This window comes from Alistipes montrealensis (genome assembly GCF_018362775.1).
Lineage (GTDB): Bacteria > Bacteroidota > Bacteroidia > Bacteroidales > Rikenellaceae > Alistipes > Alistipes montrealensis.
Genome location: NZ_JAGYXY010000007.1, coordinates 80896 through 106413, shown reverse-complemented (window position 1 = coordinate 106413; position 25518 = coordinate 80896). Strand labels below are relative to the sequence as shown.

The following is a 25518-nucleotide window of genomic DNA, read 5'->3' as shown; positions in this document are numbered from 1 at the left end:
TATGAATCTTTTCAACTACCGATCCGTAATCCGCCGGAAAATCGTCGGGGGGGGGATTTTCCTTCTCCTGATACTGGCGACGGGACAGGTCTTTGCCCAAAGCAAGGCCGTGTCCGGAACCGTGAAATCCCAACAGGGTGAGCCGCTCGCCGGCGTCACCATTCTCATCGAAGGCACGACGCAGGGAACCTCGACCGATGCGCAGGGAGCCTTTACGCTGTCGGCCAAGCCCGACGACATGCTGGCCGTCTCCTACCTGGGTTACAAGAGCCAGCGCATCAAGGTAGGCCCCCGCACCAAACTGGAGGTCGTCATGACCGAGGACCAGAACCTGATGGACGAGGTGGTCGTCGTGGGATACGGAACCCAGCGGCGGCGCAACATCGTCGGAGCCGTCGAGAACATCTCCGGGGAGGTGCTCGAAAACCGCCCCAACGCCTACCTGCTCCGGTCGATCCAGGGCCAGATTCCGGGCGTGAACATCACGATGGCCGACGGAAAGCCGAGCCGTTCGGCGACGATCAACATCCGCGCGAACACCCAGTCGATCGGCGCAGGCGGCGCGGCTCTCTGCCTGATCGACGGCGTGGAGGGCGACCTGACGGCTATGAATCCCGAGGACGTGGAGAGCATTTCGGTGCTCAAGGACGCCTCCTCGACAGCCGTATACGGCGCCCGGGGAGCATTCGGCGTCGTACTCGTGACGACGAAAAAAGCCCGCCAGGACAAAATTTCGGTCGATTACAGCGGCAGCGTGTCGATCATCAGCGAAACCGTCCGCCCGAAATACGAGACGGACAGCCAGACCTGGTACGACAACTACATGACCGCCTACGTCGGTTATTCGCACCACCTGCCGACGGGCATCAACAACTTCTTTCCGTGGACGCAGAGCTGGGAGGACGAGTACAAGAAACGCATGAACGATCCCGACCAGAGCTACCTGGACTGGGGACTCGACGCCAGCGGCAAATACCAGTACTACGGACGCAACACCGACTGGTACGACATGTTCTACAAGAAATCGACCACGGCCCACCAGCACAACATCCGGATTTCCGGCGGCGGCAAAACCACCAGCTTCATCGCATCGGCCCGCTATTTCGAACAGGACGGCATCTACCGCGTCGGCGACGAGAAGTTCCGCCAGTTGAACGCCCGCGCCAAAGGAACGGTCAACATCACCAAATGGCTGACCGTGGAGAACAACACCGACTTCGTCCGCCGCAACTACCACCAGCCCACGACCTATTCGCAGAGCCTGCTGGTACGCCGCAACCTGGAGCATCAGGGCTTCCCGCTCACCAAGGTCACCAACCCCGACGGAACCTGGACCGCAGCGGCCGTCTACACGGGTTACGCCAACATGGCCGAGGGCAACTCCTACCGCGACAACCTCAAGTTCGACATGAAGAACACGACCGTCGTGACCATCGACCTCATCAAGGATGTGCTGGTGGCGAAGGCCGACTACTCCTACCTGTTCAACCATTCGCGCCAGAACGACGTGATCTCGCAGGTTACCTATTCCAACGGCCCGGAGATCCAGATCTCCTATCCGGCGAGCAGTTCGATGCGCACCACCGAGACGCAGACCGAATACCACAGCGCCAACGCCAACCTGTCGTTCACCCCGCGGCTGCCCGAAGACCATTCGCTCAACGTGATGGCCGGCTGGAACATCGAACACAAACGGGCGCGCAACACCCGCATGGGCCGCGACGGATTCATCGTGGGCGGCAAGCCCAACTATTCGCTGATGAACGGCATCGACTACGTCCTGGAGGACGCCAACAGTTACGACTGGGGTTTCGTCGGCATCTTCTACCGCGCCAGCTATGCCTACAAAGGCAAATACCTCGCGGAACTGAGCGGCCGCTACAACGGCAGTTCGAAGTTCCCGAGCAACGAACGATGGGGCTTCTTCCCGTCGGCTTCCGTGGGCTGGCGCATGTCGGAAGAGAAGTTCATGAAGGACATCTCCTGGATCAACAACATCAAATGGCGCTTCTCGATCGGCAAGGCGGGCAACGGCAACGTTTCGCCCTACAAGTACATGGAACTGCTGAACTTCACCAAGGCCGGCGTAATCGTCGACGGCAGCCAGCGCACCTATACTTCGGCCCCTTCGTCCGTACTGCCGGCGAACCTCACGTGGGAGACCGCTTCGACGATCAACCTCGGACTCGACATCAACCTGCTGAACAACCGCCTGAGTTTCGTGGGCGACATCTACAAGAAGTCCACGACCGACATGTTCGTCACCGGGGCCGAGCTGCCGGCCGTGACGGGTTATTCGGCCCCCTACGGCAACAACGCCGACATGGAAACCAAGGGATTCGAAGTCTCGCTGGGCTGGACGGACAGCTTCCGCGCCGGTAACAAACCCTTCAATTACAGCGTGCGCTTCTCGCTCTGGGACAGCAAATCGAAGATCACCAAATACACCAGCAAATCCAACACCCTGCCCACGATCTACTCCAACGCCTACTACGAAGGCATGGAACTGGGCGAAATCTGGGGTTACCACGTCGTAGGACTCTTCGCCACCGACGAGGAGGCGCAGGAATGGGGCCTGAAAGCACAGGAGAAGACCTTCTGGAGCGGCGACAACAAGTCGTGGAACGCCGGCGACCTGAAATTCGCCGACCTGGACGACAGCGGAGTCGTCGACAACGGCAGCAACCGCCTCGACGACCACGGCGACCTGCGAAAAATCGGCAACTCCTCGCCGCGTTACCACTACGGCATCAATTTCAGCGCAAACTGGAACGGCATCGGTTTCTCGGTCTTCTTCCAGGGACTGATGAAGCGCGACTGGTATCCCGCCGGCGAATCGGGCCTCTTCTGGGGACAGTACGACCGCCCCTACGGATACAGCCTGCCGTGGCAGAACACCGACCGCTGGTCGGAGGATAATCCCAACGCCTACTGGCCGCGCCTGCGCGGTTCGCTGGCCGTCAGCGGACGCGGCACGCTGCGCGCGGCCAACGACCGCTACCTGCAGAATGCGCGTTACTGCCGCCTGAAAAACATCACGCTGGACTACACGCTGCCGCAGCAGATCACCCGCAAAGCCCACATGGAGAAGGTGAAAATCTACGTCTCGGGCGAGAACCTGTTCTTCTGGTCGCCGCTGAAAAAGTATGCCAAGAACTACGACCCCGAAATGATCACGGCGGGCGACGCCGACTTCGCGTCGAAGACGGGAACCGACGGCCAGGGCTACGGATACCCGATGACCAAAAGCGTAACCATCGGACTGAACATCACATTCTAACAAGCAATCCCATGAAACCCATACTGAATAAAATAGCGATAATAGCCGGATTGTCCTTCGCGGTCTCCTGCCAGAGCTTTTTCGACGAAGATCCCGTTTATTCGACGACCACCGACACCTTTTTCAATTCGGAAACGGCGCTGGAGACCTATGCGATCGGGTTCCTCGAAAGCCACCTGCCCTCGGCCGCAACGCTTACGCGCGGCGACCAGTACAGCGACATCTGCGTGACGACCCAGACCGAAGGATTCCTCAAGACGGGCGGTTACAGCGCCCAGCAGGCCAACAACTGGGCCCGCGGAAACTGGCGTCCGCTGTACAACGTCAACTATTTCCTCAAACACATGAAGGACGCGGCGCCCTATGTGGACGATGCGACGATGAAGCATTACGAAGGCGTCGGCCGTTTCTGGCGCGCCTGGTTCTACTGGGACAAGGTCAAGATGTTCGGCGACGTTCCGTATTACGACGAGCCGATCGACCCCGACGACGACGAGCAGCTCTACAAAGGCCGCGATCCACGCGAAATGGTCATGCAGAAGGTCCTCGAAGACCTCAACTTCGCAGCAGCCAACTGCTCCACCGCCAGCAAATACGTCAACACCAACGTGATCAACCGCTACGTGGCCCTGGCCCTGAAGTCGCGCATCTGCCTCTACGAGGGAACCTACCGGAAATACCACGGACTCGAAGACAGCGAGAAGTGGCTCAAGGAATGCGTCGCCGCATCGGAGGAACTGATGACCGACAGCCCCTACACGCTCGTCGCCACAGCCGGCGAGGAAACGACGAATTACAGCAAGGTCTTCAAGAGCGAGGAACCGCAGTACACCGAAGTGATCCTCTCCAACGAATTCAACACGATGCTCAACCGGTTCCACGACGCTTCGTGGTACTACGCTTCGGGAAGCTACGGAAGCCGCAACTCCGGCCCGAAGGCATTCGTCAACATGTACCTCAACCTCGACGGAACCCGCTTCACGGACAAGGCCGGCTACAACAAGACGCAGTTCAAGGACGAGTTCGCGGGCCGCGATTACCGTCTGCGCCAGACCTTCATCACGCCCTACTACACGAAGAAGGTCGCGGGCAAGGAGACCAACGAATTCGCGAAGGTCTTCCCGGGCCTGACCACGCAGCTGACTTACTACCGCATCATCAAATGGAACACCGACGACGATGCCAACGAGAGCAACACCTCCAGCCCGAACTCGCTTTCGGTGTTCCGCTACGCCGAAATCCTGCTGAACGAAGCCGAAGCCAAGGCCGAACTGGGCGAGATGAACCAGACGGTGTGGGACAAGACGATCCGTCTGCTCCGGGAGCGTTCGGGCGTGAACGGCGCGATGCCCGCAACAGCCGACCCCTACCTGGCAGACTACTACGACCGGGTGACCGACAAATGGATTCTCGAATGCCGCCGCGAGCGGAGCATCGAACTCTATATGGAGAACACCCGGCGCGACGATCTGATGCGCTGGCGGATGGGCCACAAACTGACGGTCGAATTCGCGGGCATCTACATCCCCGAACTGGGCAAACCGTTCGACATGAACGGCGACGGGAAAAACGACATCTGCTTCTACTCGAAAAGCCACCCCAGATCGGGCAGCGCACAGGCCGGGGTTTCGTATGTGGAGGTAACCGCCGAGCCGGGCGACAACGTCACGACGTACGGCGTGAACGAGGACAACTGCCTGGTATATATCCTCGACCGGGAGTGGGCGGATTACAAATACCTCTACCCCGTCCCGAAAAACGCGATCGACATCAATCCCAACCTGCGGCCGCAGAATCCCGGCTGGGACGATTAATCCGCTTATCCGAAACGACCTAAAAATCCGATTCTATGAAACTACATCCCATAATTTCGTTTTTGTGCCTGGCGCTCGTCGTCCTCGGCACTTCCTGCAAAGACGACGAGACCGTGTTCCTGCAGCGGAGCCACGATGCGCTCTCGTTCCCGTACCTCAATTCGACGGAGGAACTGCTCGTCCTGTCGAATGGCCGTTGGCGCGTCGTGCCCAACGATCCGTGGATCAGCTGCTCGCCCGAAGAGGGCCAGGGCGACGGAAAAAGCGAGCAGCCGGTGGAAATCACCGTCCTGCAGAACGACGGCGCGGAGCGCAGCGGCAGCGTCACGCTGACCGACGGCCTGAAAGAGCTCGTCATCCGGATCACACAGGAAGACGGTTTCTTCGCCATCGGCAATCCCTCGATCGCCTCCAGCTTCGACCTCTACGAAGAGCTCACGGACAAGCGGGTGACGATCCCCTACCAGAAGTCGAAGCCGGGCTACAAAGCCAACGTCACGGCGTCGCTCGAAGGCGCTGGCGCCGAAGGCATCGCCATCGAGTCGCTCACGGATTACGAAATGGAGGTAGGCGACGGCGCAATCCCCCTCAACCTCAGCGGAACACCTACCCAGAAAGGCCCGATCACGGTCAAACTGCATGTCGAGATCACAACCACGGGAGCCGACTATAACCTGACCGCCGAGAGCCGCGCCAAACTGGCCGGCGAAGTGACCGTCACGATGTTCAAGCTGCTGCCCCGCCTGGCCGTCCTCGACTGGGGCGACTACGAGAAAGGAACCGGCACGAACTTCAACAACGGCAACCCGCGTTCGTTCAGCTTCGGCCTCGCACTGGAAGAGGAGGGCGACAACCTGCGCAACTACACGTCGAAAACGGCCGATTGGCTCACCGCCAGCAGCATGTTCTTCGCACACAACCGTTTCGCCTTCGGCAACCTGAAACCCGGCACAACCTACTGGTTCTGGATCGTCGCCCACGAGCTCGGCCCCAAGAAGGAGGATTCGGACAAAACGTGGCTGTCGTTCACCACTCCGGCGGAAGAACTGGCGCCGAACGTCATCCTCTACAAGGATTTCGACGATTTCTGGTTCAGAGGCTGTCCGATCTACCAGGCATTCGGCGTCGAAGTCACCAACGCCCAGATCGGTGCAAACATCGACCCCGACGATCCGAACTGCCCGGCGGCCACCGGAAAAATCGTAAACCCCGTCAACTCTACCGACTCGTTCTTCAACTACGTCGGGAGCGCGACCGACAACCGCGGTCCGGTGAAAGCGGCCAAACTGTGGGAAGCATGGTGGGAAGGCGACAAGTACGGCACGAACTACGCCGACGCCGACTATCCCGGCTGGCAGGGCTTCTGGGTACGCACCCAGACCGGAGCCGCACTGCTCTCGACCGCATCCGTCTCGGGTTACCTCAAGACGCCCAAGCTGACCGGAATCGGCGAAGGGACGGCCGACATCACCGTAACGTGCCACACGGCGCCCTACTTCGAGCCGTACCACTCGTGGGGACAGGACCACGAACAGCACTACATCCAGGTCGAAGGTCCCGGAACCATCACCGACGGAGGCCCGACCAAAGCCGAACCGACAGGGGCCGCCACGGCCAATACGGAAAAGCAGGTAACCGTGCAGTGCTCGACGCATGTGGACAGCAACAAAATTCCCACGACCGACTACGTAAACCCCACGGAGCATGTGGTCAAAATCACCGGAGCCACCAAGGAGACCCGCATCGTAATCGCGGCGCATCCTTACGGAACCAAGCACTACCGCCTGTGGATCGACGATATCCAGGTAACGAAAGACCGATAATCATAAATTAGAAACAACAGGTTTTATTCGGTATTGCCGCCCGGGGCGGCAATACCGAATTTACCACAACTAAAACGACATGCTATGAAACTGTTGAAATTCACCCTTGTCCCGATCCTGGGCCTACTCCTTTGCACCTCCTGCGGCGGGGACGGCGACGACACCCCCGGTCCCGGCAAACCCGAAGGTCCCGACAAATCGTCGACCACGGGGATCGGCCAGTTCTCGGCCGCAAACATCTTCAGCCGGAACACCTACCTGCCGGACAACACGGCGATGCAGGGTTTCAACCTCGATTCGGACGGCTCGGTCTGGTATACGCAGCTTTCCAACACCAACCAGGCGCAGCTGACCTGGGTCCGCGCACAGCCCAACAAAGGCTCGACCGAGATGACCGCCAACAAGGAGTACATGAAACTCACCTATTTCGGACACGGAACCAACACCGCCCTCGAAGAGGGCGGCGCCGACCGTTACCTGTGGGCCGGAGCCTACGGGCTCTGCAACGCCAAGGGCCAGTACTGGAACGAAAAGCTGGTGGGTCGCGTCAAATACGTAAAAGGCGCTACCGTCAAGACCAGCGAATGCGACGAGTACTACTACATCGGGGACTACACCGACCTGCATCCTTCGATCGACGCCGACAACGACCTGCTGACAATCAACTACGGCGACAGCAAGAACTCATCTTACAGGTGTTTCGTCATCTACAAGCTGAGCGAAGCCAAAAAGGCCCCCATGACCAACGTCACGATCACCTGCACCGACGGCTTCCAGACCGACAAGCCCGCCTCGACCAACCAGATCAGCGTGGTGGTGCGATGCCGCGACCTGACGACGCTGAAGCCCGTCGCCCAGCCGCGTTTCCTCAAGACGGGATACGGAGCGAGCGGCGCCACCTATTACGACTGGCAGGGATACGACGTTCACAAAGACCGCCTCTACTACACCGAAGGACAGTCGAACTACAACCTCACCGGTTCGTTCTACTCGGGCAGTTCGTACGCCTACGTCACGGTATTCGATTTCAACGGAAACATCGTCGAGGAACGCACGCAGGTGGCCGTCGTGTCGGACAAGGACAAACTGACGGAAATCGGCGTCTCGGTGTTCGGGGCGCTCGAAGCCGAGGGCATCAAGGTCTACAAAGGCAAACTCTACCTCGGCTACACGGCCCGCGGAATCACGGCCGAAAATACGAAGCACTACCAAAATATCTTCGTGTTCGACCCGTCTTCGAAATAACAGGACCGATGAAAACCCGTATCTTGCGAAAACTGTGCTGCGCGCTGTTGCTGGCGACGGCCACTGAGGGCTTCGCCCGGGAACCAGTCACGCCCAACGATTTCGAGGGGAGCGACACCCGGCGCATCCGGCTGGCGGTGGAGGCCGCGAAAGGGACGACCAACTCGGTCACCATTCCGCGCCGGAACGCCAACGGAACGAACGTCTGGATGATCGACAGCGCGATCCTGCTGCCATCGGGCATGACCGTCATCCTGGACGACTGCACCCTGCAACTGTCGGACAGCTGCCGCGACAACCTGTTCCGCAGCGACAACGTGGGCATCGGCATCACCGACCCCGCGTGGAACGAAAACATCGCCATCGTCGGCGTGGGGAACGCGGTGCTCAAAGGCGCCGCTAACCCACGCGCCACGGGCGACGGACTGCGCAACCTGAGCCTCGACCCCGGGCCCAACCACAACAGGGACCGCAGCAGCTACGGGACCGACGCGGGCCGCATCGGCCGGAAGCAGAAGTCCGACTGGCGGAACTTCATGATCCTGATGGCCTACGTGAAGGGTTTCGAGCTGAAGAACGTGCGCATCGAGTACGCCCACACCTGGGCGGTCAATTTCGAACGGGTCCACCACGCCGAGATTTCGAACATCCGCCTCTACACGCCGCAGTACCGCTATGTCGGCGGCGAGAAGAAGTACACGTTCAACAACGACGGCATCGACCTGCGCGAAGGGTGCAAATATTTCCGCATCGACAACATCACGTCGGTCAACGGCGACGACTGTATCGCCCTCTCGGCACTCGACATGGGGCCGGAGTACCACACCAACGGCAATATCGATTCGTTCCAGGTGACTTCGTGCCGGCACAACGGCCCCGAGGACGACATCGAGCACATCTACATCACCAACGTCAAGACCAACTACACCGGCGTCGCACTGCGCGCCAGCGACAGCGCGAGCATCCACCACGTTTACATCGACGGCGTCATCACGGCGGCGGACCCCACCGTCACGCCGCCCTACGCCGGCAGCCCCTACGTCATCCTGGTCGGCAACCGCGCCTACGGGAAACCGGCCGAAAAGCACACGATCCACGACATCTACGTGATGAACGTCATCGGCGACGGCCTCCGGCTGATCGACATCAAATCCCCGATTGCCGACTGCGTGTTCATGAACGCCGTCTATACCGGCGACAAGGCTCCCGCGGCGATCACCTACCGGGACGGCATTCGGGAACAATGCGTCAACGTACAGGAAATCAACCTGATCAAAACACCCGGAAACGGCAGAAACCCATCAATGCGAACCGAAAAATGATGTCATACGTCAGAAAATACGCCGCGGCGCTCGCCGTCCTCGTCCTGTCGTCCTGCAACGCCCATGCCGCAGGGCCGCAAGTCCCCGCCGCGGGATCGCTCACGGGCCGCGTCGCCTCAGCGGGCGGAAAACCCCTTGCCGGAGTGGTTGTCTCCGACGGCGTGCGGGTCACGCAAACCGATACGGAGGGCATGTATACGCTCGACTCGGACAAAGAACTGGGCTATGTCTTTATCTCCATTCCTTCGGGTTACATGACCGCTGCCGACGCCTGCGCCATCCCGCAATTCTTCGCCCACACGGCAAAACCCGCAGGGCAGAGCGAGCGGCACGACTTCACGCTGACGCCCGTGGATAACACCCGCCACACCGTCATCGCGGCCACCGACCACCACCTCGCCGACCGTGAATCGCTCGACGTGACGCAATTCACGGCCGAAGGAGGCTTTATCGACGACGTGAAAGCCGTCGCGGCGGCGACCGCATCGCCCGTCTACTCGATCTGCATGGGCGACATGAGCTGGGACGAGTACTGGCACAAGCGCAACTTCATGCTCCCCGAGTTCCGCAGGCTCTACGAGCGTTACACCTTCCCCTGCCCGGTCTTCAACGCCATGGGCAACCACGACAACAACCCTTACTGCGCGTCGGACGAAGCGGCTTCGGCGGCCTTCCGCCGGGAGATCGGCCCGACCTACTATTCGTTCAACCTCGGCCAACTGCACTACGTCGTGCTCGACAATATCGTCTACGTCAACACCGGGGGCCGGGAGGGCGCGATCGGGAAACTCGACTACGAGGTCCGCATCGACGACCGCCAACTGGCCTGGCTCAGGGCCGACCTGGCGACCGTCGCGGACAAGAGCGCCCCGCTGATAATCGTCATGCACGCCCAGTTGCACTGGTGGTATCGCGGCAGCGAAGGCGTTTCATGGAAGTACGCCTTCACGCGCGACGCCGGCTGCCTCGTCGACGCCCTCGCCGGCTTCAGCGAGGTGCACCTCGTCACGGGCCACTCACACATGAATTTCCGGCTGCTGAACGGCAACCTCCGCGAACACAACATCGCGGCGACGAGCGGCACGTGGTGGTGGACCGGACAGATCCACGGCGACTACACGATCAATACCTGCCTTGACGGTTCGCCCGGAGGCTACGAGGTTTTCGAAGTCGACGGACGCGACATCCGCTGGCATTACAAGGGCATCGGGCTCGAAGACGACTACCAGTTCCGGGCCTACGACATGAACGAGGTGCTGAAAAACGAACGTATCCGCTCTTCGGGCGACTTCACGCCGGAGGGGACCGCAGGCGGCATGAACGACGCCTGCGGAGAAAACGACATACTCGTGAATATCTGGGGCTGGCAGCCCGACTGGACCGTCCGCGTGACGGAAAACGGGCAGCAGCTCCGGGGTGTGCGCGTCATCGGCAAAGACCCGCTGCACAAGATTACCTATACGCGCAGCACCGTGCCGTTCCAGACAGCCTATAACCCCCACATGTGGCGTTACCGCGCCTCGGGGCCTTCGACAACCGTCCGTATCGAGGTCACCGACTCGTTCGGCCGCACCTCCTCGGAGACAATGACGCGGCCCAAAGCGTTCCACATCCGGATGAAATAAACCCCGAAAAAAGGCGGAAGTGATTCCGCCTTTTTTCATGCCCGGGAGGTCCGGGATACGCTGTTTCGTCCGAAAATTTGGTAATTCTGCGGGGAATACTTATTTTTGCTTTGGCAGACGCCTCCCGATCCGCACCCCGACGACCCGGAAAAGAGACACGTCTTCCGCTCGCAGACCGATGAAAAAGGTATTTCCCCAAGACCAGACAAACCAGACGCTCGACCGGTTCCGGCAGGGCGATTCCGAAGCGTTCGCCAGTCTCTACCAGTCCCACTGGCAGCAGGTATTCCGTTTCAGCCGCCTCTACCTCAGAAGCGACGACGATGCGGAAGATGTCGTGCAGGAGGTTTTCATCCGCCTGTGGCAGATTCACGAACGCATCCACCCCGACGACAATTTTTCGGGGCTGCTCTTCATCATAACGCGCAACCTGATCTTCAACCGCTTCCGCAGGCAGATCGACCCGCTGGGCTTCAAGGTCTCGGTGCTCGCCGCCCTCGAAGCGTCGGACGACATCGAATCCGAGATCAGCGCCCGCGACCTCTCGGAATATATCGACCGGCTGGTCGACCTGATGCCCGCCCGCCAGCGGCAGGTGTTCAACATGAGCCGCCGCGAGCACAAGAGCTACCGCGAAATCGCTGAAGAACTGGACCTCTCGCAGAAGACCGTCGAAGCGCACATGCACGAAGCGCTGCGCTTCCTGCGCGACAACCTCGCCGTGCTACTTTGGCTCGCGCTTTTTCACGACGGAATGACCAGCTAAAGGCCCTCTGTCCGGGGCGTGAGCCCTTCCAAAACAAAATTTACAAAAAAATCGCTGCACGCACTAAGGGTATCCGGTGCCGTGCCGTGTATTTATTGTGGATATCCACAGAAGACAACCGAGATGACAGACATCAAAACCCTCGTCCGAAAGCTGCTCGCCGACAAACTCTCGCAGAAAGAGCTATCGGAACTCTGCCTGCGGCGCGACATCACGCAACACATGCAGCGCGAATGGGACGGCAGCGCGGAGCAGGCCGAAGAGGAGCCTTCACGCGAAGGCCGCATCTGGGGACGCATCGTCCTCGGAACGGAACTGGCCGGGAAACCCCGCCCGGGACTCCGCGTGGCATGGCGCCGCTGGAGCTACGGCATCGCCGCATCGGTCATGCTGGCCGTCGGGACCGGACTCACGATCGCCAACCTACTGTGGCGCCCCGCACCGGAGGTCATCCACACCCTGTACAGCGGCAACCAAAGCACCGAACAGGTCGAGCTGCCCGACGGCTCGACCCTCTGGCTCGGGGCCAACTCGTCGTGCCGTTACGCTGCGGATTTTTCGGGCCGGGAACGGCGTGTGGAACTCAGCGGCCAGGGCTTTTTCGAAGTGGCGAAAGACCCCGCGCGGCCGTTCGTCGTGAGCACCGGAGACATCGATGTCACGGCGCTGGGAACCACCTTCGAAGTCTTTTCCGACCTCGAAGGACGGCATGTGGAGACCATCCTGCGCAACGGCAGCGTACGGGTGTCCATCCCCGGGGTGACGAAAAAAACCTATACGCTCTCGCCCGACCAGAAATTCGCCTACTCGGTCGACACGCGCAAAGTGGTCGTCACGCAGGTCAACGCCCAGCGTTACACCCTCTGGCACGAACGGATGGCGCTGAGTTTCGAGAACCAGCCCCTGTCGGTTATCCTGCCGCGCCTGGAGAGGTGGTATAACTGCCGCATCGACTGCTCCGCAGAGATCGCGTCGCGCTACTATTACACCTTCACTCTGAGCGACGAGACGCTCGACCGCACGCTTCAACTCCTGCAGTCTTCGACCAACCAGGCGCCGATCTTCTACCGGCGCGACGGCATGCACGTACATATCTTCGAAAAATAACCCAGCCCTATGAACAGAGACCGAAATTACGGATAACCATTCCCCGCCGAACAGCCCGGCTGCACTGCGGCCGAAACCCGTACCGAACCAACCCCTACTAATTTAAAAACCGTTTATGAAAAACCTTTACACAATCCGGAAACACTTCCGGAGCCTGTTTTGCTGCATCCTGCTCATCGCAGCGAACGGCATGCCCGCAGCGCTTTACGCACAGAAGGGAGGAGGTCTGACCATTGAAATGAAAGACGCCCCGATCCTCGACGTGCTCAAGGCCATCGAAGCGCAAAGCGAATTCTCTTTTTTCTACAACAACAACCTGATCGACCCGGGACTGCGCGTCACGGTGTCGAAACGCAGCGCCCCGATCCTCGACGTACTCGGACAGGTGTTCGCAGGAACGCCCTATGCCTACCGCATCGTCGACAAACAGGTGCTTCTCTCGAAAAAAGAGGCTCCCTCGAAATCCGGCGAGCCCCTGAAAGTCCAGGGACAGGTCACCGACCTGAAAGGCAACCCGATCGTGGGCGCCACGGTCGTCAACATGCGTACGCTCCAGGGTACGGCGACGGGTATCGACGGCCGATTCGAAGTGACGGTTCCCGCACTGACCGAAGAACTGACATTCAACTACATCGGCTTTAAGACCAAGGTACTCCCGGCATCGAACGTCGGGCTGGTGCAGCTCGAAGAGGCCACCGTCCTCGAAGATGTCGTGGTCGTGGGTTACGGCACGGTCAAGCGCGTGAACCTCACCGGTTCGGTTGCCACGATCGACATGAAAGAAAAGGCCAACCAGCCCATCACCAACACCACGCAGGCGATGTACAACACCCCGGGCGTGTGGATCAACCAGAACAACGCCAAACCAGGCTCGGACGGAGGTACGATCCGCATCCGCGGCGTCAACACGCTCAGCAGCGCCAACCCGCTGGTATTGCTCGACGGCGTGGAATACAACATCAACGAAGTCAATCCGGCCGACATCGAGTCGATCTCCGTACTGAAAGACGCCTCGGCGGCCATCTACGGATCGAAAGCCTCGAACGGCGTCATACTCATCACCACCAAGAAAGGTACGAAAGGCGCACCGGTCATCAACTACCGGGCCAACTTCGGCGTACAGTACGCGACCTATGTACCCGACCCGATCGACGACCCGATCCTCTACATGCGCCTGCGCAACCAGGCTGAAATCAACTCGGGAAAAGCAGCCTCGGGCGTCTCCTACTCCGACGCCGTCATCAAGGAGTACCAGGAGGGCATGAAGACCAACCCCGACGTATACCCCTCGACCAACTGGTTCGACATCTGCCTCAAACCGGCCTTCATCCACCAGCACGACCTGCGCATCTCGGGCGGAAGCGAACGGCTCGATTACAGCATGGCCGTAGGCTACATGAAGCAGGACGGCGTATTTATCGCCAACGACTGGGCCGACCGCATCTCGATGGACATGAAACTCGGCGTCCAGATCAACAAATACGTCAAGGTCGGCGCTTCGCTCTACGGCAACATGCGCCACTACCTGGAACCGGGCTACGGGACCTCGACGGTGATGGACGCCATGATGCGCGCCCTGCCCATCATGTCGGATTACCACAAAAACGGCATCTACGGATCGAGCTGGATCGCCACCCCGGGCCGCGGCAACTACGAGAATCCCCGTATGATTATCGAGCAGGGCACGACCGACCGCCGCGTACAGCAACTGCTGGCCCAGGCTTTCGTCAAACTGACGCTTCCCCACGGCATCACCTACGACGCCAATTTCAGTTTCCGCAAGCGTGACACCCGCAGCAAAGACCACATCCCGGCCATGTACACCATGAATCCCAAGACCGAGGAGGTCCGCAACTACAATTCGGCAGCCCCGCGCGTCAAGGACTGGAACGCCTGGGAAACAGGCAGCTTCTTCACCCAGACGCTGGGCTGGGAAGGCAACTTCCGCGACGAGCACCACATCGGCCTGATGGTCGGCCAGGATTACCAGGAGTTCTACAACGACAACTTCCAGGCCTACAAGGAAGGGTTCTACGACAACTACCACACCGACCTCAACTCCGCGTCGGGACAGGTCAACGCACAGGCCACAGGCGCCTCCTCGCGCGAAAAGCTGGTCTCGGTCTTCGGCCGCCTCTCCTACGACTACAAACAGCGTTACCTCGTGAGCGCCGTCTTCCGCTACGACGGTTCGTCGCGCCTGGCCCCCGACCACCGCTGGGCTTTCTTCCCCTCGGTGTCGCTGGCATGGCGTATCGACCAGGAAAACTTCATGAAGGACGTGAAGTTCATCGACCAGCTCAAACCGCGCTTCTCGTGGGGTAAGATGGGCAACCAGGCCGTCTCGCTATACAGCTACCTCAGCACGGTCAACACCTCGGGCTACGATTACAGTTTCGAAGGTTCGAAATACGGCGGCGCAGCCATCTCGGCCCTCGCGGACAACACGATCACCTGGGAGAAGACCACCTCCTACGATGCCGGCGTCGACTTCTCAATCTTCGGCAACCGCATCCTCTTCACGGCCGACTGGTTCCTCAAGCGCACCGAAGGCATCCTGCGCACGGTGAACCTTCCCTCGCAGGTCGGCGACCTGAGCGGCCCGAAGAGCAACGTGGGCGTCGTGGACAACAAGGGCGTCGAACTGTCGCTCGCACTGCGCGACACGTGGGGCGACTTCTCGGCCGGCGTTTCGGGCAACTTCTCCTACACACGCAACGAAATCGTGGATCTCAACGGCGAGACCGAAATCAGCGGGCGCCTGATCTGCAAGGAGGGTTATCCGATCAATTCGTGGTACTTGCTCCAGGCCGACGGCGTCTTCCAGACCCAGGCCGAAATCGACCAGGCACAGGCTGTCTACGGAAACCGCGCCAACCTGCGCCCAGGCTACGTAAAATACGTCAACCAGAACAACGACAACAACATCGACGGCAACGACCGCGTCATCGCAGGCAACACGATTCCCAAATTCACCTACGGCTTCAACCTCAATTTCGGCTGGAAGGGCATCGCTATCGAGGCGCAGTTCCAGGGCGTAGGCGACGTTTCGGTCTATCCGTCGAGCAACATGGCCTTCGGCCTCTACAACGGCGCAGGACTGACCAAACAGTGGGTGAAAGATTCGTGGAGCGCCACCAACCGCAACACCAAATATCCGCTGCTGACGACCTACCCCGAGGCGGGCGAGAACTTCCAGAACTCTACGCTGTGGCTCCAGGACGCGTCCTACCTGCGCCTGAAAAACATCCAGTTGAGCTATACGTTCCCCAAAAAGCTCATCGGGCGCATCGGCATCAAGGGGCTGCAGGTCTACGTCAGCGGCCAGAACCTGGTGACTTTCTCGGACTTCAAGATCTGGGACCCCGAGATCTCGATCTCGCAGGCCAACCTCTTCTCCTACCCGATCCTGAAAACCATCAGCTTCGGCATCAACCTTACCTTATAACCGCTCTCTTCAAAACCGATAAACCATGAAACGCTTTCAAACCATCATACCGGTTCTGCTCGGGATCATCTGCACCGGGTGCGACCTGGACATCGAACCGCAGGACCGCTACGACCAGCAGACCTTCTGGTACAGCGCCAAGGCCGCGGAGGGCGGCCTGACGGGATGCTACAATGCCCTGCTCGAAAAGGGCATCTACGGCCGCGCCGCCGTCTACTGGGAGGACGACGCCACACCCAACGGCTACAATTTCAGCAACGACGACTCCTGGACGACGATCGCCAACGGCGCACAGACAGCCACCTCGGGCGGCATCATCTCCAACCGCTGGGCCCATGCCTACAAGGGCATCGGGCGCTGCAACACGCTGCTCGACAACATCGACCTCAACCGCGAACTGGACAAGAGCGTCATCGAGGAGTACAAGAACCAGGCGCGCTTTCTCCGCGTTTTGTTCTACTACATGCTGACGACCTATTACGGCGACTGTCCGCTGATCACCAAAACCCCGGTCATGGAGCACAGGACCCTGCCGCGCAACCCGCGTTCCGAGGTACTCTCCTTCATGCTCGGCGAACTCGAAGAACTTTCGAAGGCGCTGCCCCCGAAGGCCAAGCCGGGACGCCCCACGTCGGGCGCCGCGCTGGCCCTCAAGGCCCGCATCCTGCTCTTCGAGGCCAGCCCGCTGCTCAACCCCGGCCACGACGAGCGGAAATGGCGCGACGCGGCCGATGCGGCCCGCGCCGTGATGGACTGCGATTCGGAGTACAAGCTCTTCACCACCCCGGGCCAAATCGGCTCGGCCTACCGCAACCTCTTTCTCGAAGCCAGCGAGAACAGCAGCGAGTGCATCTTCAGCGTGCAGGGCATGAACCAGAACAAACTGGGCCTTTCGTTCGAACTGATCGCCCGCCAGTACGGGACGATGGCCCCGCTGCGCGACCTGATCGATTTCTTCTGCGACCGCGACGGCAACGCCCGCACGCCCGGCGAGCAGAAACTCGACCCCGCGAAGATCGACCCGCGCTTCGGCGCTACGATCGTCTACCCCGGCTGCAAGTTCATGGGCGCGGTCGTCACGCCGACGCAGTTCCAGCAAACCGGCTGCACGATCAAAAAGTACACGGTTTACGACGAACATACGCCCACCGCCGCCGAAAAGAGCATCGGCGACACCGAGTCGCCCATCGACTACATGATCCTGCGCTACGCCGACATCCTGCTGATGTACGCCGAGGCCAAAAACGAACTGAACGAACTGGACGAGACGGTCTGGAACGAAACGATTCGCCCGATCCGCGCCCGTGCGGGATTCACGGCCGAATCGGCGCTCGGGTTCCCCGGCAAGGACCAGGAAAAACTGCGCAGCGTCATCCGCTACGAACGTCGTGCGGAGTTCGTGGGAGAGGGCTACTACTACAACGATCTGCGCCGCTGGCGCGAGGCGGAGAACGTCAACAACGGCCCGATCCGCAAGTTTAACAACGATGTCATCCTGGTCCGCAGTTTCGAACCTTCGCGCGACTACTGGTGGCCGGTTCCGCAGGGAGAAATCGACCTGAACCGCAACCTGCTGCCCAATAACCCCAACTACTAACCATGAAACGCATATTCACACTGATCGCACTCTGCACCGCATTCGCGGCTTCGGCCTCGACGCGGCAGTTGCAGGTCATTCCCCAGCCCGTAAAGGCCGAACTCCGCGTAGGCGTCTTCGTCACCGCCGGCTGCCGCGTCGAATGCGAAGGCTTCGACACCCGGTCTGATCGTCTGACGGCGCTGGCCGGGCAGTTGGTCACGCCCTGCGATCCCGCATCGTCGTGGAACGGAGCGAATGCCATCGTACTGCGGCGCGACCCCGCGGCGGGAATTCCTGCCGAAGGCTACCGGATCGACATCTCCGCACGCCGGGCACAGCTCACCGCAGGCGACGAGGCCGGATTCTTCTACGGCCTGCAAACCCTTTTCCAGATGGCCGACCAGCGGGGCAACCTTCCCTGCGCCTCCATCGAGGACTACCCCCGCTACCGTTACCGCGGCCTGCACCTCGACGTTTGCCGCCATTTCTTCCCGGTGAAGTTCATCAAACACTACCTCGACTGGATGGCCTCGTGCAAACTCAACACCTTCCACTGGCACCTGACCGACGACCAGGGCTGGCGCATCGAGATCAGGCGTTACCCGCGCCTGACCCAAATCGGCGGCTACCGGGCCCAAACCCAGATCGGCGGGTTCCACGAAGACCCGATCACCTACGAACAGGGCCGCTACGGCGGTTACTATACGCAGGACGAGATTCGCGAAGTCGTGGCCTATGCCGCCGAACGGCATATCACCGTCATTCCCGAGGTCGAAATGCCGGGCCATGCAATGGCGGCGCTGGCCGCCTACCCCGAACTGGCCTGCGGCCACGGCCCGAAGCATTTCGAAACGAGCGGACGCTGGGGCGTGCTGGACGACGTTTTCTGCCCGGGCAAGGAGCAGACCTTCGAATTCCTCGAAGGCGTGTTGGACGAGGTATTGGAACTCTTTCCCTCGAAATTCATCCACATCGGCGGCGACGAGTGCCCCCGCGTACGCTGGAAGGAGTGCCCCGACTGCCAGGCCCGCCTGGCGGCCGAAGGGCTGAAGGACGAGTCCGGATTGCAGACCTACCTGACCCGCCGCATCGGCCGTTACCTTGAATCGAAAGGCCGCCGGCTGATCGGCTGGGACGAGATTCTCGAAGGCGGACTGGCTCCCGACGCCGTGGTGATGAGCTGGCGCGGAACCAAAGGCGGGATTGCCGCCGCGCGCCAGCAGCACGAGGTGATCATGACCCCGAGCACTTACCTCTACTTCGATAAGAAAGCGACCGACTCGTACGACGAACCCGTCAGCCTGAGCAGCAGCCTGCTGCCGCTGGAGAAAATTTACGGCTACGACCCGTCGGAAGGCATTGCACCCGAAGACCAGCGCTACCTGCTGGGCGTACAGGCCAACCTCTGGACCGAATTCATCTGGACCGAAGGCCGCGTAAGTTTCCAACTCCTGCCGCGCATCTATGCGCTCTCCGAAATCGCCTGGTCACCCGTCGAACGCAAGTCGTGGGAGGAGTTCTCCGAGGTACGGCTCCCGGCCCACCTCGCGCGGATCGACGCCACGGGAGAACCCTACCGCCTGCCAGCGCCCCTCGGCATCGAAAACGGGACCTCCGAAGGCGAAAGTTTCTCCTTCGCGATACGTCCGCCGTTCCCGGGCTGCAAGGTCTGCTACACGCTCAACGGCGCCGTACCGCAGGATTTCGACCGCGAGATGCCGGAGACGTTCGACATCGTTGTCCCCCGCGGCGAACAGCGGACGCTGCGCTGCGTGACCATCGCCCCCTCGGGACGGCGCAGCACCGTCACGACGGTCATGCTCACCAACCAAATACAAACCAATAACCCCGAATGACTATGAAACGCCGTATAACAGCCCTCTTATGCGCAGGCTGCCTCTTCACCCTCACCGCCTGCCAGGAAGACATCGAGATCACGGAGGTTCCCATGCCTCCGGTCGAGGAAGAACCCGGCCCCGGTCCCGACGACACCGACAAAATCTACGACTGCGAACACCCGCTGCTGCTGACCGAGCAGGCGCAGGGCCGCATTCTCATCGTCGACGCCGACACCAAAGAGATCCTCTGGGAGTGGCGGGCCGCAAGCGCCTCGGACATGCCCAACGCCACTTCGCTCATGCGGCTTCCGAGCGAGGTCAAAGCCATCTACAACCGCCGTTACATCCTGGCCACAGCCTCGGGCGGCGGCGTGGCGATCATCCGCATCGCCGACAAAAAGGTGATGTTCTACGCGTCGGTGGGCAACAACCCCCATTCGGCCGAAGTCTTCCCCGACGGCAACCTCGTCGTGGCGTCGACGGACAACGACGGATTCCTCAACACGTTCCGCGTCGACACAGTGGCCCGCACCGGACAAATCGTCCAGAAACTGCCGCTGACCTTCTGCCACAGCGCCGTCTGGGACCGTTCGCGGGGCCGCCTGCTGGCGACCTCCGACAACAAACTGTGCGTCTTCACCTACAACGGCGACGGCAACGACCCCCGCATCACGAAGGAGTCCGAAAGCGCGATTCCCGAGGGCAGTTGGGCCCACGACCTCTTCCCCGTCTACGGTGAAAACGCCCTGTGGCTCACGAACAACAGTTGTGCGATGAAGGTCTCGGCCTCCGACCTCGCGATGACGACGACCGATTTCTCGCAGTCGTCCATCAAGTCGGTCAGCTCGGGCCCGGAAGGTTTCGCCACGATCCTGATGATCCCCAAGGACGGCGAGTGGTGGAACACCAAAGTCGTCGACACTGCGGGACAGACGGTCTTCGAACAGAGCGGCATGCAGATTTACAAGGCGCGCTGGTTCGTCGACAACGCATACAGCTACCCCGCCAAACATGATTTCGTACAACCTGCAAAATAGCCCCGCCCCATGAAAAGAATACTCAGATTCCTCCTCCTGCTGCTCCTGCCCGCCGTCGCATCCGGCCAGAAGCGGCTGAACGAGGTAGGCGCGGTTTACGGGGCCATCCGCTCGATGACCCCCGAAGCCTACAAGGAGGCGCACGACAAATACGGCATCCGCTGGATCGAAGCCTGGACGGGCAATCTCACGGGCGGGACCGAGGAGCAGTACGACGCCTGGATCACACGTTTCAATACCGCGATGAAAGGCTCCGGGCTGAAACTGTGGTCGGTCCACCTGCCCTTCACGCGCAAGTCGCCGAACGACCTCTCGGACAACCGCCCCGAATGGCGCGAAGCGACGCTCAAAAACTGGATCGAAATCCTCGACCGCGCAACGCGCCTCGGCAAATTCCGCGTGGTGGTGATGCACCCCAGCAGCGAGGCGCAGATTTCCGACGGGGAGCGCCCGCAGCGGCTCGAAAACCTCCGTGAAATGCTCCTGCGCTTCATCCCGCTCGTAAAGGAGCGCTACGGCGCCGTAGTGGCCGTCGAGGACCTCCCGCGCGGGTGTCTGGGCAACAGCAGCGCCGATTTCGACTGGCTGGCGGCCAATGTCCCCGGTTTCAAAATCTGCTACGACACCAACCACCTGCTCGGCGAGGAGAGCCACGCCTTCGCGGCCCGTTTCGCCCCTTACATCGTCAACATCCACGTCTCGGACTACGACGGGGTGGACGAACGCCACTGGATGCCCGGACGCGGCATCGTCGAATGGCCGAAAGTGATCGACATCCTCACCCGGTCGGGCTACGACGGCCCCTTCATGTACGAAGTCACGCCGCGCAACGATCCGCGCGGAAGCGCCGAATACATGCGGCAGACGACCGACAGCCTTTTCAACCGGTATGCACTTTACAAGAAGCAGTCGGAACGCAAAAAATAAACCTTCAAATCCCGAACCTTTTATGAAACGATACATCTATTACACCGTATTGCTGGCCCTGGCGGCATGGAACGGCACGGGCTGTTCCGACGGTTACGAATACTTCAACCCCAATCCCGGCGACGAAGAGCAGGCAGCCTCCCCGATCGTCAACACCGGCAAAGCCTCCGTCAACGCCATGGCGGGAACCGCAACGATGAACGGCAACTGCAACGACATGGGCCAGACCGTCACCGAAGCCGGATTCCTCTACGGCCGCACGGCCGCCGAAATGATGAAATCCGAACCCATCGTCTGCTCGGTCGACGCCGAAGGGCGTTTTTCGTACACCCTCTCCAATGTGGACAACGGCGACCACTATTTCCGCGCCTACATGATTATCGGCGGCCAGACCTACAACGGCCGCACCGGATGGTTCGAGGTAAAGGTGGCTTCCGTTCCGGAGGTCACCACCGAATTCTCCGAAGCCGCCGGAGGCGTCATCTCGCTCAAAGGCAGTTACAAACTCGACCGCGACCTGAGCGTGGAACCGGGATTCCGCTACGCCACGACCGAAGACGGCGTTTCGTCCGTACAGTTCGTACGGGCCACGCAGGTCGACGAGCAGAACAAGACCTTCAGCCTCGACATCCCCGACACGGGCCAGCCCTGCTTCTTCCAGGCCGTCGTGCGCATGTCCACCGATTTCTACGACGGCCAGGTGAGCGAAGTGATACGCCCGAAAGACCTTTCGGCGGCAGGCGCCGCCAACTGCTACATCGTCACCGAAGGCGGCTGGTACAGCATCGACCCCAAACGGCCCGACGGAACCACCGTCGCCGCAGCCGCAGCCGACTGGGTATGGTCGTCGGGCTCCGGGCTGGTATCGGGTGTACACCTCTCGGCAGGCCGCATCGTCTTCCAGACCAGCGGCAATGCGGGCAATGCCGGAATCGCCCTTACGAACAGCGCGGGCGAAATCGTCTGGAGCTGGCACATCTGGATGACGCAGGCCCCCGCCGCCCAGACCGTCAACGGCCGCACGTTCCTCGACCGCAATGTCGGCGCCACGGAGTTCGACGGCGCACTGGTCGGCTCGCTGGGACTCTACTTCCAGTGGGGCCGCAAAGACCCGTTCATCGGCGCCAACCGCATCCAGAAAGACTATGCCAGTGCTGTCGAATATGAGGGAACCGGATTCCAGACCACGGGCGACACCGGTTACACGGCACTCTTCCTCTACAACGATGTCCTCTGCGAAGGCTTCAAATTCATAAACAAGGATATGGACATGGCCACGAGCATCGCCAACCCGACCGTTTACTACGGAGTCTACAACGGCGGCGGGTGGAAAGGCTCCAACAGCGAAGTCAAAGACTACTGGGGCGGCGTGAGCGGCACGAAGACCAACAACGACCCGTGTCCGGCCGGTTACCGTGTGCCGACATTCGACGAACTCAACGGCTACATCAAGGACATCGACACCGGCAAGACCGCGCAGGAAAATGTCAGCGCCCAGTCTTTCGGCCGGAAATACACCATCGGCGACGAAACCTTCATGTTCCCGGGCTCAGCCCTGCGCGTGTGGAGCGCCAAGGTGCGCTATCCGGGCCGCCTGACCTTCTTCTGGACGGCAACCATCTCGCCGTCGGCCGAAAAGAAAGCGCTCAATTTCTACGACTACCGCTGGACCACCAACGCAGACCCGATCTGCAGCGGCATGGCGATCCGCTGCATCCGGATTCAGTAAGCCAAACCGTTCGTTACAACAGGGCGTTCCTTGAAGGGACGCCCTGTTTTCGTGTTCCAGTTCCGTTTCAGGACAATTTCACAACCAAAAAGGACTGACGTATGCGCCGCAGGTGCGTAACTTTGCAACGGAAAAACTACTGCAATGCGCATTCACATCAATACGGCTACGGAACACCTCCGGGATTTCGCACAGCGCCTGCCCGAACTCTTCGGCCAGGGCGGCGAAATACTGCACGCAGGACGCAACACGATCAAGGCCTTCGAGATAAACGGCGAACGCCTGGTCGTCAAGCGGTTCCGGCGTCCGAACCTGCTGCGGGCCGTGATCTACACCTTCTTTCGCAGGAGCAAGGCGCGCCGCTCCTACGAACACGCCGTGCGGCTGCGGGCGCTGGGGATCGACTCGCCCGAGCCCATCGCATGGAGCGAATACCGCCGTCACGGACTGCTCAGCGACACTTATTACGTTTCGCGCCGCTCGGACTACGCCCCGCTGTCGCAGACCACCGAACACTTTCCCGCGGCGGGAACCCTGCCCGTACTGGAGGCATTCGCCCGCTTCGCGGTTTCGCTCCACGAAAAAGGCATCGAACACCGCGACTTCAACCACGGCAACATCCTCTGGAGCCGCACCGCCGCGGGCGTTTACCGGTTCCAGTTGATCGACATCAACCGCATGCATTTCGAGGACGCAGGCCTCTCCTCGCGGGCCTGCATGATCAACCTGCGGCGGCTTGCCTGCCCGGCCGTGGCATTTCTCTACATCCTCGACCGATACGCCGAAGCCCGCGGGTGGAATGTGGACGACACGCTGCTGCGAGGCACTTTTTTCCGGTTGGCATTCGGCCACAGCAAACAATTGCGCAAACGGTTCCGGCGCCACAAACGCTGATTTTCCGCAAAAAAACGCGCCGGGAATTTGGTTTTACGGATTATTTCGCTACATTTGCCAACGATAAAAGCTATCGAACGATGAGAGCATACGGTTTTGCATATTATTTTTATTACTTTTTCTTTTATAGCAAGGGAAAAAGCGGGATCGCATGCAATTAACTGTATACATCGAAGTATAGATTAATATGACACGAAAATCCCGCTCGGCCGAGCGGGATTTTCTTTTTCAAACCACTATGGAACAGATCGCAATACAGGGCATCGCGGGATGCTATCATGAAACGGCGGCGCGGCGCTATTTCGCAGACCGGGAAATCGAAGTTCTCCCCTGCCTGAGTTTCGACGAGTTGTTCGCCCGCATGGCTGCCGATCCGGCGCTGCTGGGCATCGCAGCCATCGAGAACACCATTGCCGGCAGCCTGCTGCCCAACCACGAACTCCTGCAGCAGAGCCACGCCCGGATCATCGGCGAACAGAAACTCCGCATCTCGCACGTACTGGCGGCCCTCCCCGGCCAAACGTCCGACGACATCGCCGAAGTCCGTTCACACCCGATCGCCCTGATGCAGTGCGGCGACTTCCTGAAAACCCGCCCCGGCATGAAAGTCGTCGAACGCGACGACACCGCAGGCAGTGCGCGGGAAATCGCCGAAGGGCATCTCGCAAACACGGCGGCCATCTGCGGCGCCGACGCAGCCCGCCTCTACGGCCTCGAAATCCTCCAACAGGGCATCGAAACCAACAAACACAACTTCACACGCTTCCTGCTGCTTGCCGACGAGAGCCGCGCCTCAGCCTTCTCCGACCCGGCGAACACCGACAAAGCCTCACTGCTCTTCACGCTTTCGCACACCCAGGGGAGCCTCTCGAAAGTGCTGACCGTCCTTTCGTTCTACGACATCAACCTCACCAAAATACAGTCGCTGCCGATCATCGGGCGCGAATGGGAGTACCGCTTCTACGTCGACGTAACGTTCGACGACCCGGTACGCTACCGGCAGGCCATCGACGCCGCCCGGCCCCTCACGAGCGACTTCCGCATCCTCGGCGAATATGCCGAATGCACCAACCCCGCAATTTAA

16 protein-coding genes are annotated in these 25518 nt (G+C 60.4%); all 16 read left to right on the top strand.

All coding sequences use genetic code 11. The annotated features are described in order from the left end of the window. Position 1: 1 nt before the first annotated feature. Positions 2-3280, top strand: coding sequence for a SusC/RagA family TonB-linked outer membrane protein (locus tag KG007_RS12855; protein WP_213349377.1), 3279 nt, complete (start codon positions 2-4; stop codon positions 3278-3280). A gap of 11 nt (positions 3281-3291) precedes the next feature. After that, complete coding sequence (locus tag KG007_RS12850; RefSeq protein ID WP_213349374.1) at positions 3292-5094, top strand: RagB/SusD family nutrient uptake outer membrane protein; 1803 nt, start codon at positions 3292-3294, stop codon at positions 5092-5094. Between the two features lie 35 nt (positions 5095-5129). Beyond that, on the top strand, positions 5130-6917 hold the full coding sequence (locus tag KG007_RS12845) for a BACON domain-containing protein (RefSeq protein ID WP_213349372.1): 1788 nt from the start codon (positions 5130-5132) through the stop codon (positions 6915-6917). A gap of 84 nt (positions 6918-7001) precedes the next feature. Next, positions 7002-8162 (top strand): hypothetical protein, encoded by a 1161-nt coding sequence (locus tag KG007_RS12840; protein WP_213349370.1) that lies wholly within the window; start codon positions 7002-7004, stop codon positions 8160-8162. A gap of 8 nt (positions 8163-8170) precedes the next feature. Next, positions 8171-9484 carry a glycosyl hydrolase family 28 protein gene (locus KG007_RS12835; RefSeq protein ID WP_213349368.1) on the top strand — a complete coding sequence of 438 codons (1314 nt, stop codon included), beginning with the start codon at positions 8171-8173 and terminating at the stop codon, positions 9482-9484. Continuing rightward, positions 9484-11109 carry a calcineurin-like phosphoesterase C-terminal domain-containing protein gene (locus tag KG007_RS12830; RefSeq protein ID WP_213349366.1) on the top strand — a complete coding sequence of 542 codons (1626 nt, stop codon included), beginning with the start codon at positions 9484-9486 and terminating at the stop codon, positions 11107-11109. Before KG007_RS12835 ends, KG007_RS12830 begins: the two co-directional genes overlap by 1 nt. A gap of 178 nt (positions 11110-11287) precedes the next feature. Further along, positions 11288-11875, top strand: coding sequence for an RNA polymerase sigma-70 factor (locus KG007_RS12825; RefSeq protein WP_213349363.1), 588 nt, complete (start codon positions 11288-11290; stop codon positions 11873-11875). 123 nt (positions 11876-11998) lie between these two features. Continuing rightward, positions 11999-12982, top strand: a complete 984-nt coding sequence (locus tag KG007_RS12820; protein ID WP_213349360.1) for a FecR family protein — start codon at positions 11999-12001, stop codon at positions 12980-12982. Positions 12983-13097: 115 nt separating this feature from the next. Continuing rightward, positions 13098-16430, top strand: a complete 3333-nt coding sequence (locus tag KG007_RS12815; RefSeq protein ID WP_213349357.1) for a TonB-dependent receptor — start codon at positions 13098-13100, stop codon at positions 16428-16430. 25 nt (positions 16431-16455) lie between these two features. Beyond that, a complete protein-coding gene (locus KG007_RS12810; protein ID WP_195461606.1) occupies positions 16456-18027 on the top strand; it encodes a RagB/SusD family nutrient uptake outer membrane protein in 1572 nt (523 codons plus the stop codon). Positions 18028-18029: 2 nt separating this feature from the next. Further along, positions 18030-19865 carry a beta-N-acetylhexosaminidase gene (locus KG007_RS12805; protein ID WP_213349354.1) on the top strand — a complete coding sequence of 612 codons (1836 nt, stop codon included), beginning with the start codon at positions 18030-18032 and terminating at the stop codon, positions 19863-19865. Positions 19866-19867: 2 nt separating this feature from the next. Next, positions 19868-20884, top strand: a complete 1017-nt coding sequence (locus tag KG007_RS12800; protein WP_213349351.1) for a DUF6528 family protein — start codon at positions 19868-19870, stop codon at positions 20882-20884. Between the two features lie 9 nt (positions 20885-20893). Next, positions 20894-21811, top strand: coding sequence for a sugar phosphate isomerase/epimerase family protein (locus tag KG007_RS12795; protein WP_213349348.1), 918 nt, complete (start codon positions 20894-20896; stop codon positions 21809-21811). A 22-nt stretch (positions 21812-21833) separates the two neighbouring features. Beyond that, entirely contained in the window at positions 21834-23540 is a 1707-nt protein-coding gene (locus KG007_RS12790) for a hypothetical protein (protein ID WP_213349346.1), read from the top strand. A gap of 144 nt (positions 23541-23684) precedes the next feature. Beyond that, the gene (locus KG007_RS12785) at positions 23685-24434 is read left to right on the top strand and encodes a lipopolysaccharide kinase InaA family protein (protein ID WP_213349343.1); all 750 of its coding nucleotides are present in this window, start codon (positions 23685-23687) and stop codon (positions 24432-24434) included. 238 nt (positions 24435-24672) lie between these two features. Further along, positions 24673-25518, top strand: a complete 846-nt coding sequence (locus KG007_RS12780) for a prephenate dehydratase (protein WP_195461612.1) — start codon at positions 24673-24675, stop codon at positions 25516-25518.

Coding starts and splice junctions, on each gene's coding strand:
- KG007_RS12820 (WP_213349360.1), top strand. CDS start 11,999: ATGACAGACATCAAAACCCTCGTCCGAAAGCTGCTCGCCGACAAACTC.
- KG007_RS12795 (WP_213349348.1), top strand. CDS start 20,894: ATGAAAAGAATACTCAGATTCCTCCTCCTGCTGCTCCTGCCCGCCGTC.
- KG007_RS12850 (WP_213349374.1), top strand. CDS start 3,292: ATGAAACCCATACTGAATAAAATAGCGATAATAGCCGGATTGTCCTTC.
- KG007_RS12830 (WP_213349366.1), top strand. CDS start 9,484: ATGTCATACGTCAGAAAATACGCCGCGGCGCTCGCCGTCCTCGTCCTG.
- KG007_RS12810 (WP_195461606.1), top strand. CDS start 16,456: ATGAAACGCTTTCAAACCATCATACCGGTTCTGCTCGGGATCATCTGC.
- KG007_RS12815 (WP_213349357.1), top strand. CDS start 13,098: ATGAAAAACCTTTACACAATCCGGAAACACTTCCGGAGCCTGTTTTGC.
- KG007_RS12785 (WP_213349343.1), top strand. CDS start 23,685: ATGCGCATTCACATCAATACGGCTACGGAACACCTCCGGGATTTCGCA.
- KG007_RS12840 (WP_213349370.1), top strand. CDS start 7,002: ATGAAACTGTTGAAATTCACCCTTGTCCCGATCCTGGGCCTACTCCTT.
- KG007_RS12805 (WP_213349354.1), top strand. CDS start 18,030: ATGAAACGCATATTCACACTGATCGCACTCTGCACCGCATTCGCGGCT.
- KG007_RS12780 (WP_195461612.1), top strand. CDS start 24,673: ATGGAACAGATCGCAATACAGGGCATCGCGGGATGCTATCATGAAACG.
- KG007_RS12835 (WP_213349368.1), top strand. CDS start 8,171: ATGAAAACCCGTATCTTGCGAAAACTGTGCTGCGCGCTGTTGCTGGCG.
- KG007_RS12825 (WP_213349363.1), top strand. CDS start 11,288: ATGAAAAAGGTATTTCCCCAAGACCAGACAAACCAGACGCTCGACCGG.
- KG007_RS12790 (WP_213349346.1), top strand. CDS start 21,834: ATGAAACGATACATCTATTACACCGTATTGCTGGCCCTGGCGGCATGG.
- KG007_RS12855 (WP_213349377.1), top strand. CDS start 2: ATGAATCTTTTCAACTACCGATCCGTAATCCGCCGGAAAATCGTCGGG.
- KG007_RS12800 (WP_213349351.1), top strand. CDS start 19,868: ATGAAACGCCGTATAACAGCCCTCTTATGCGCAGGCTGCCTCTTCACC.
- KG007_RS12845 (WP_213349372.1), top strand. CDS start 5,130: ATGAAACTACATCCCATAATTTCGTTTTTGTGCCTGGCGCTCGTCGTC.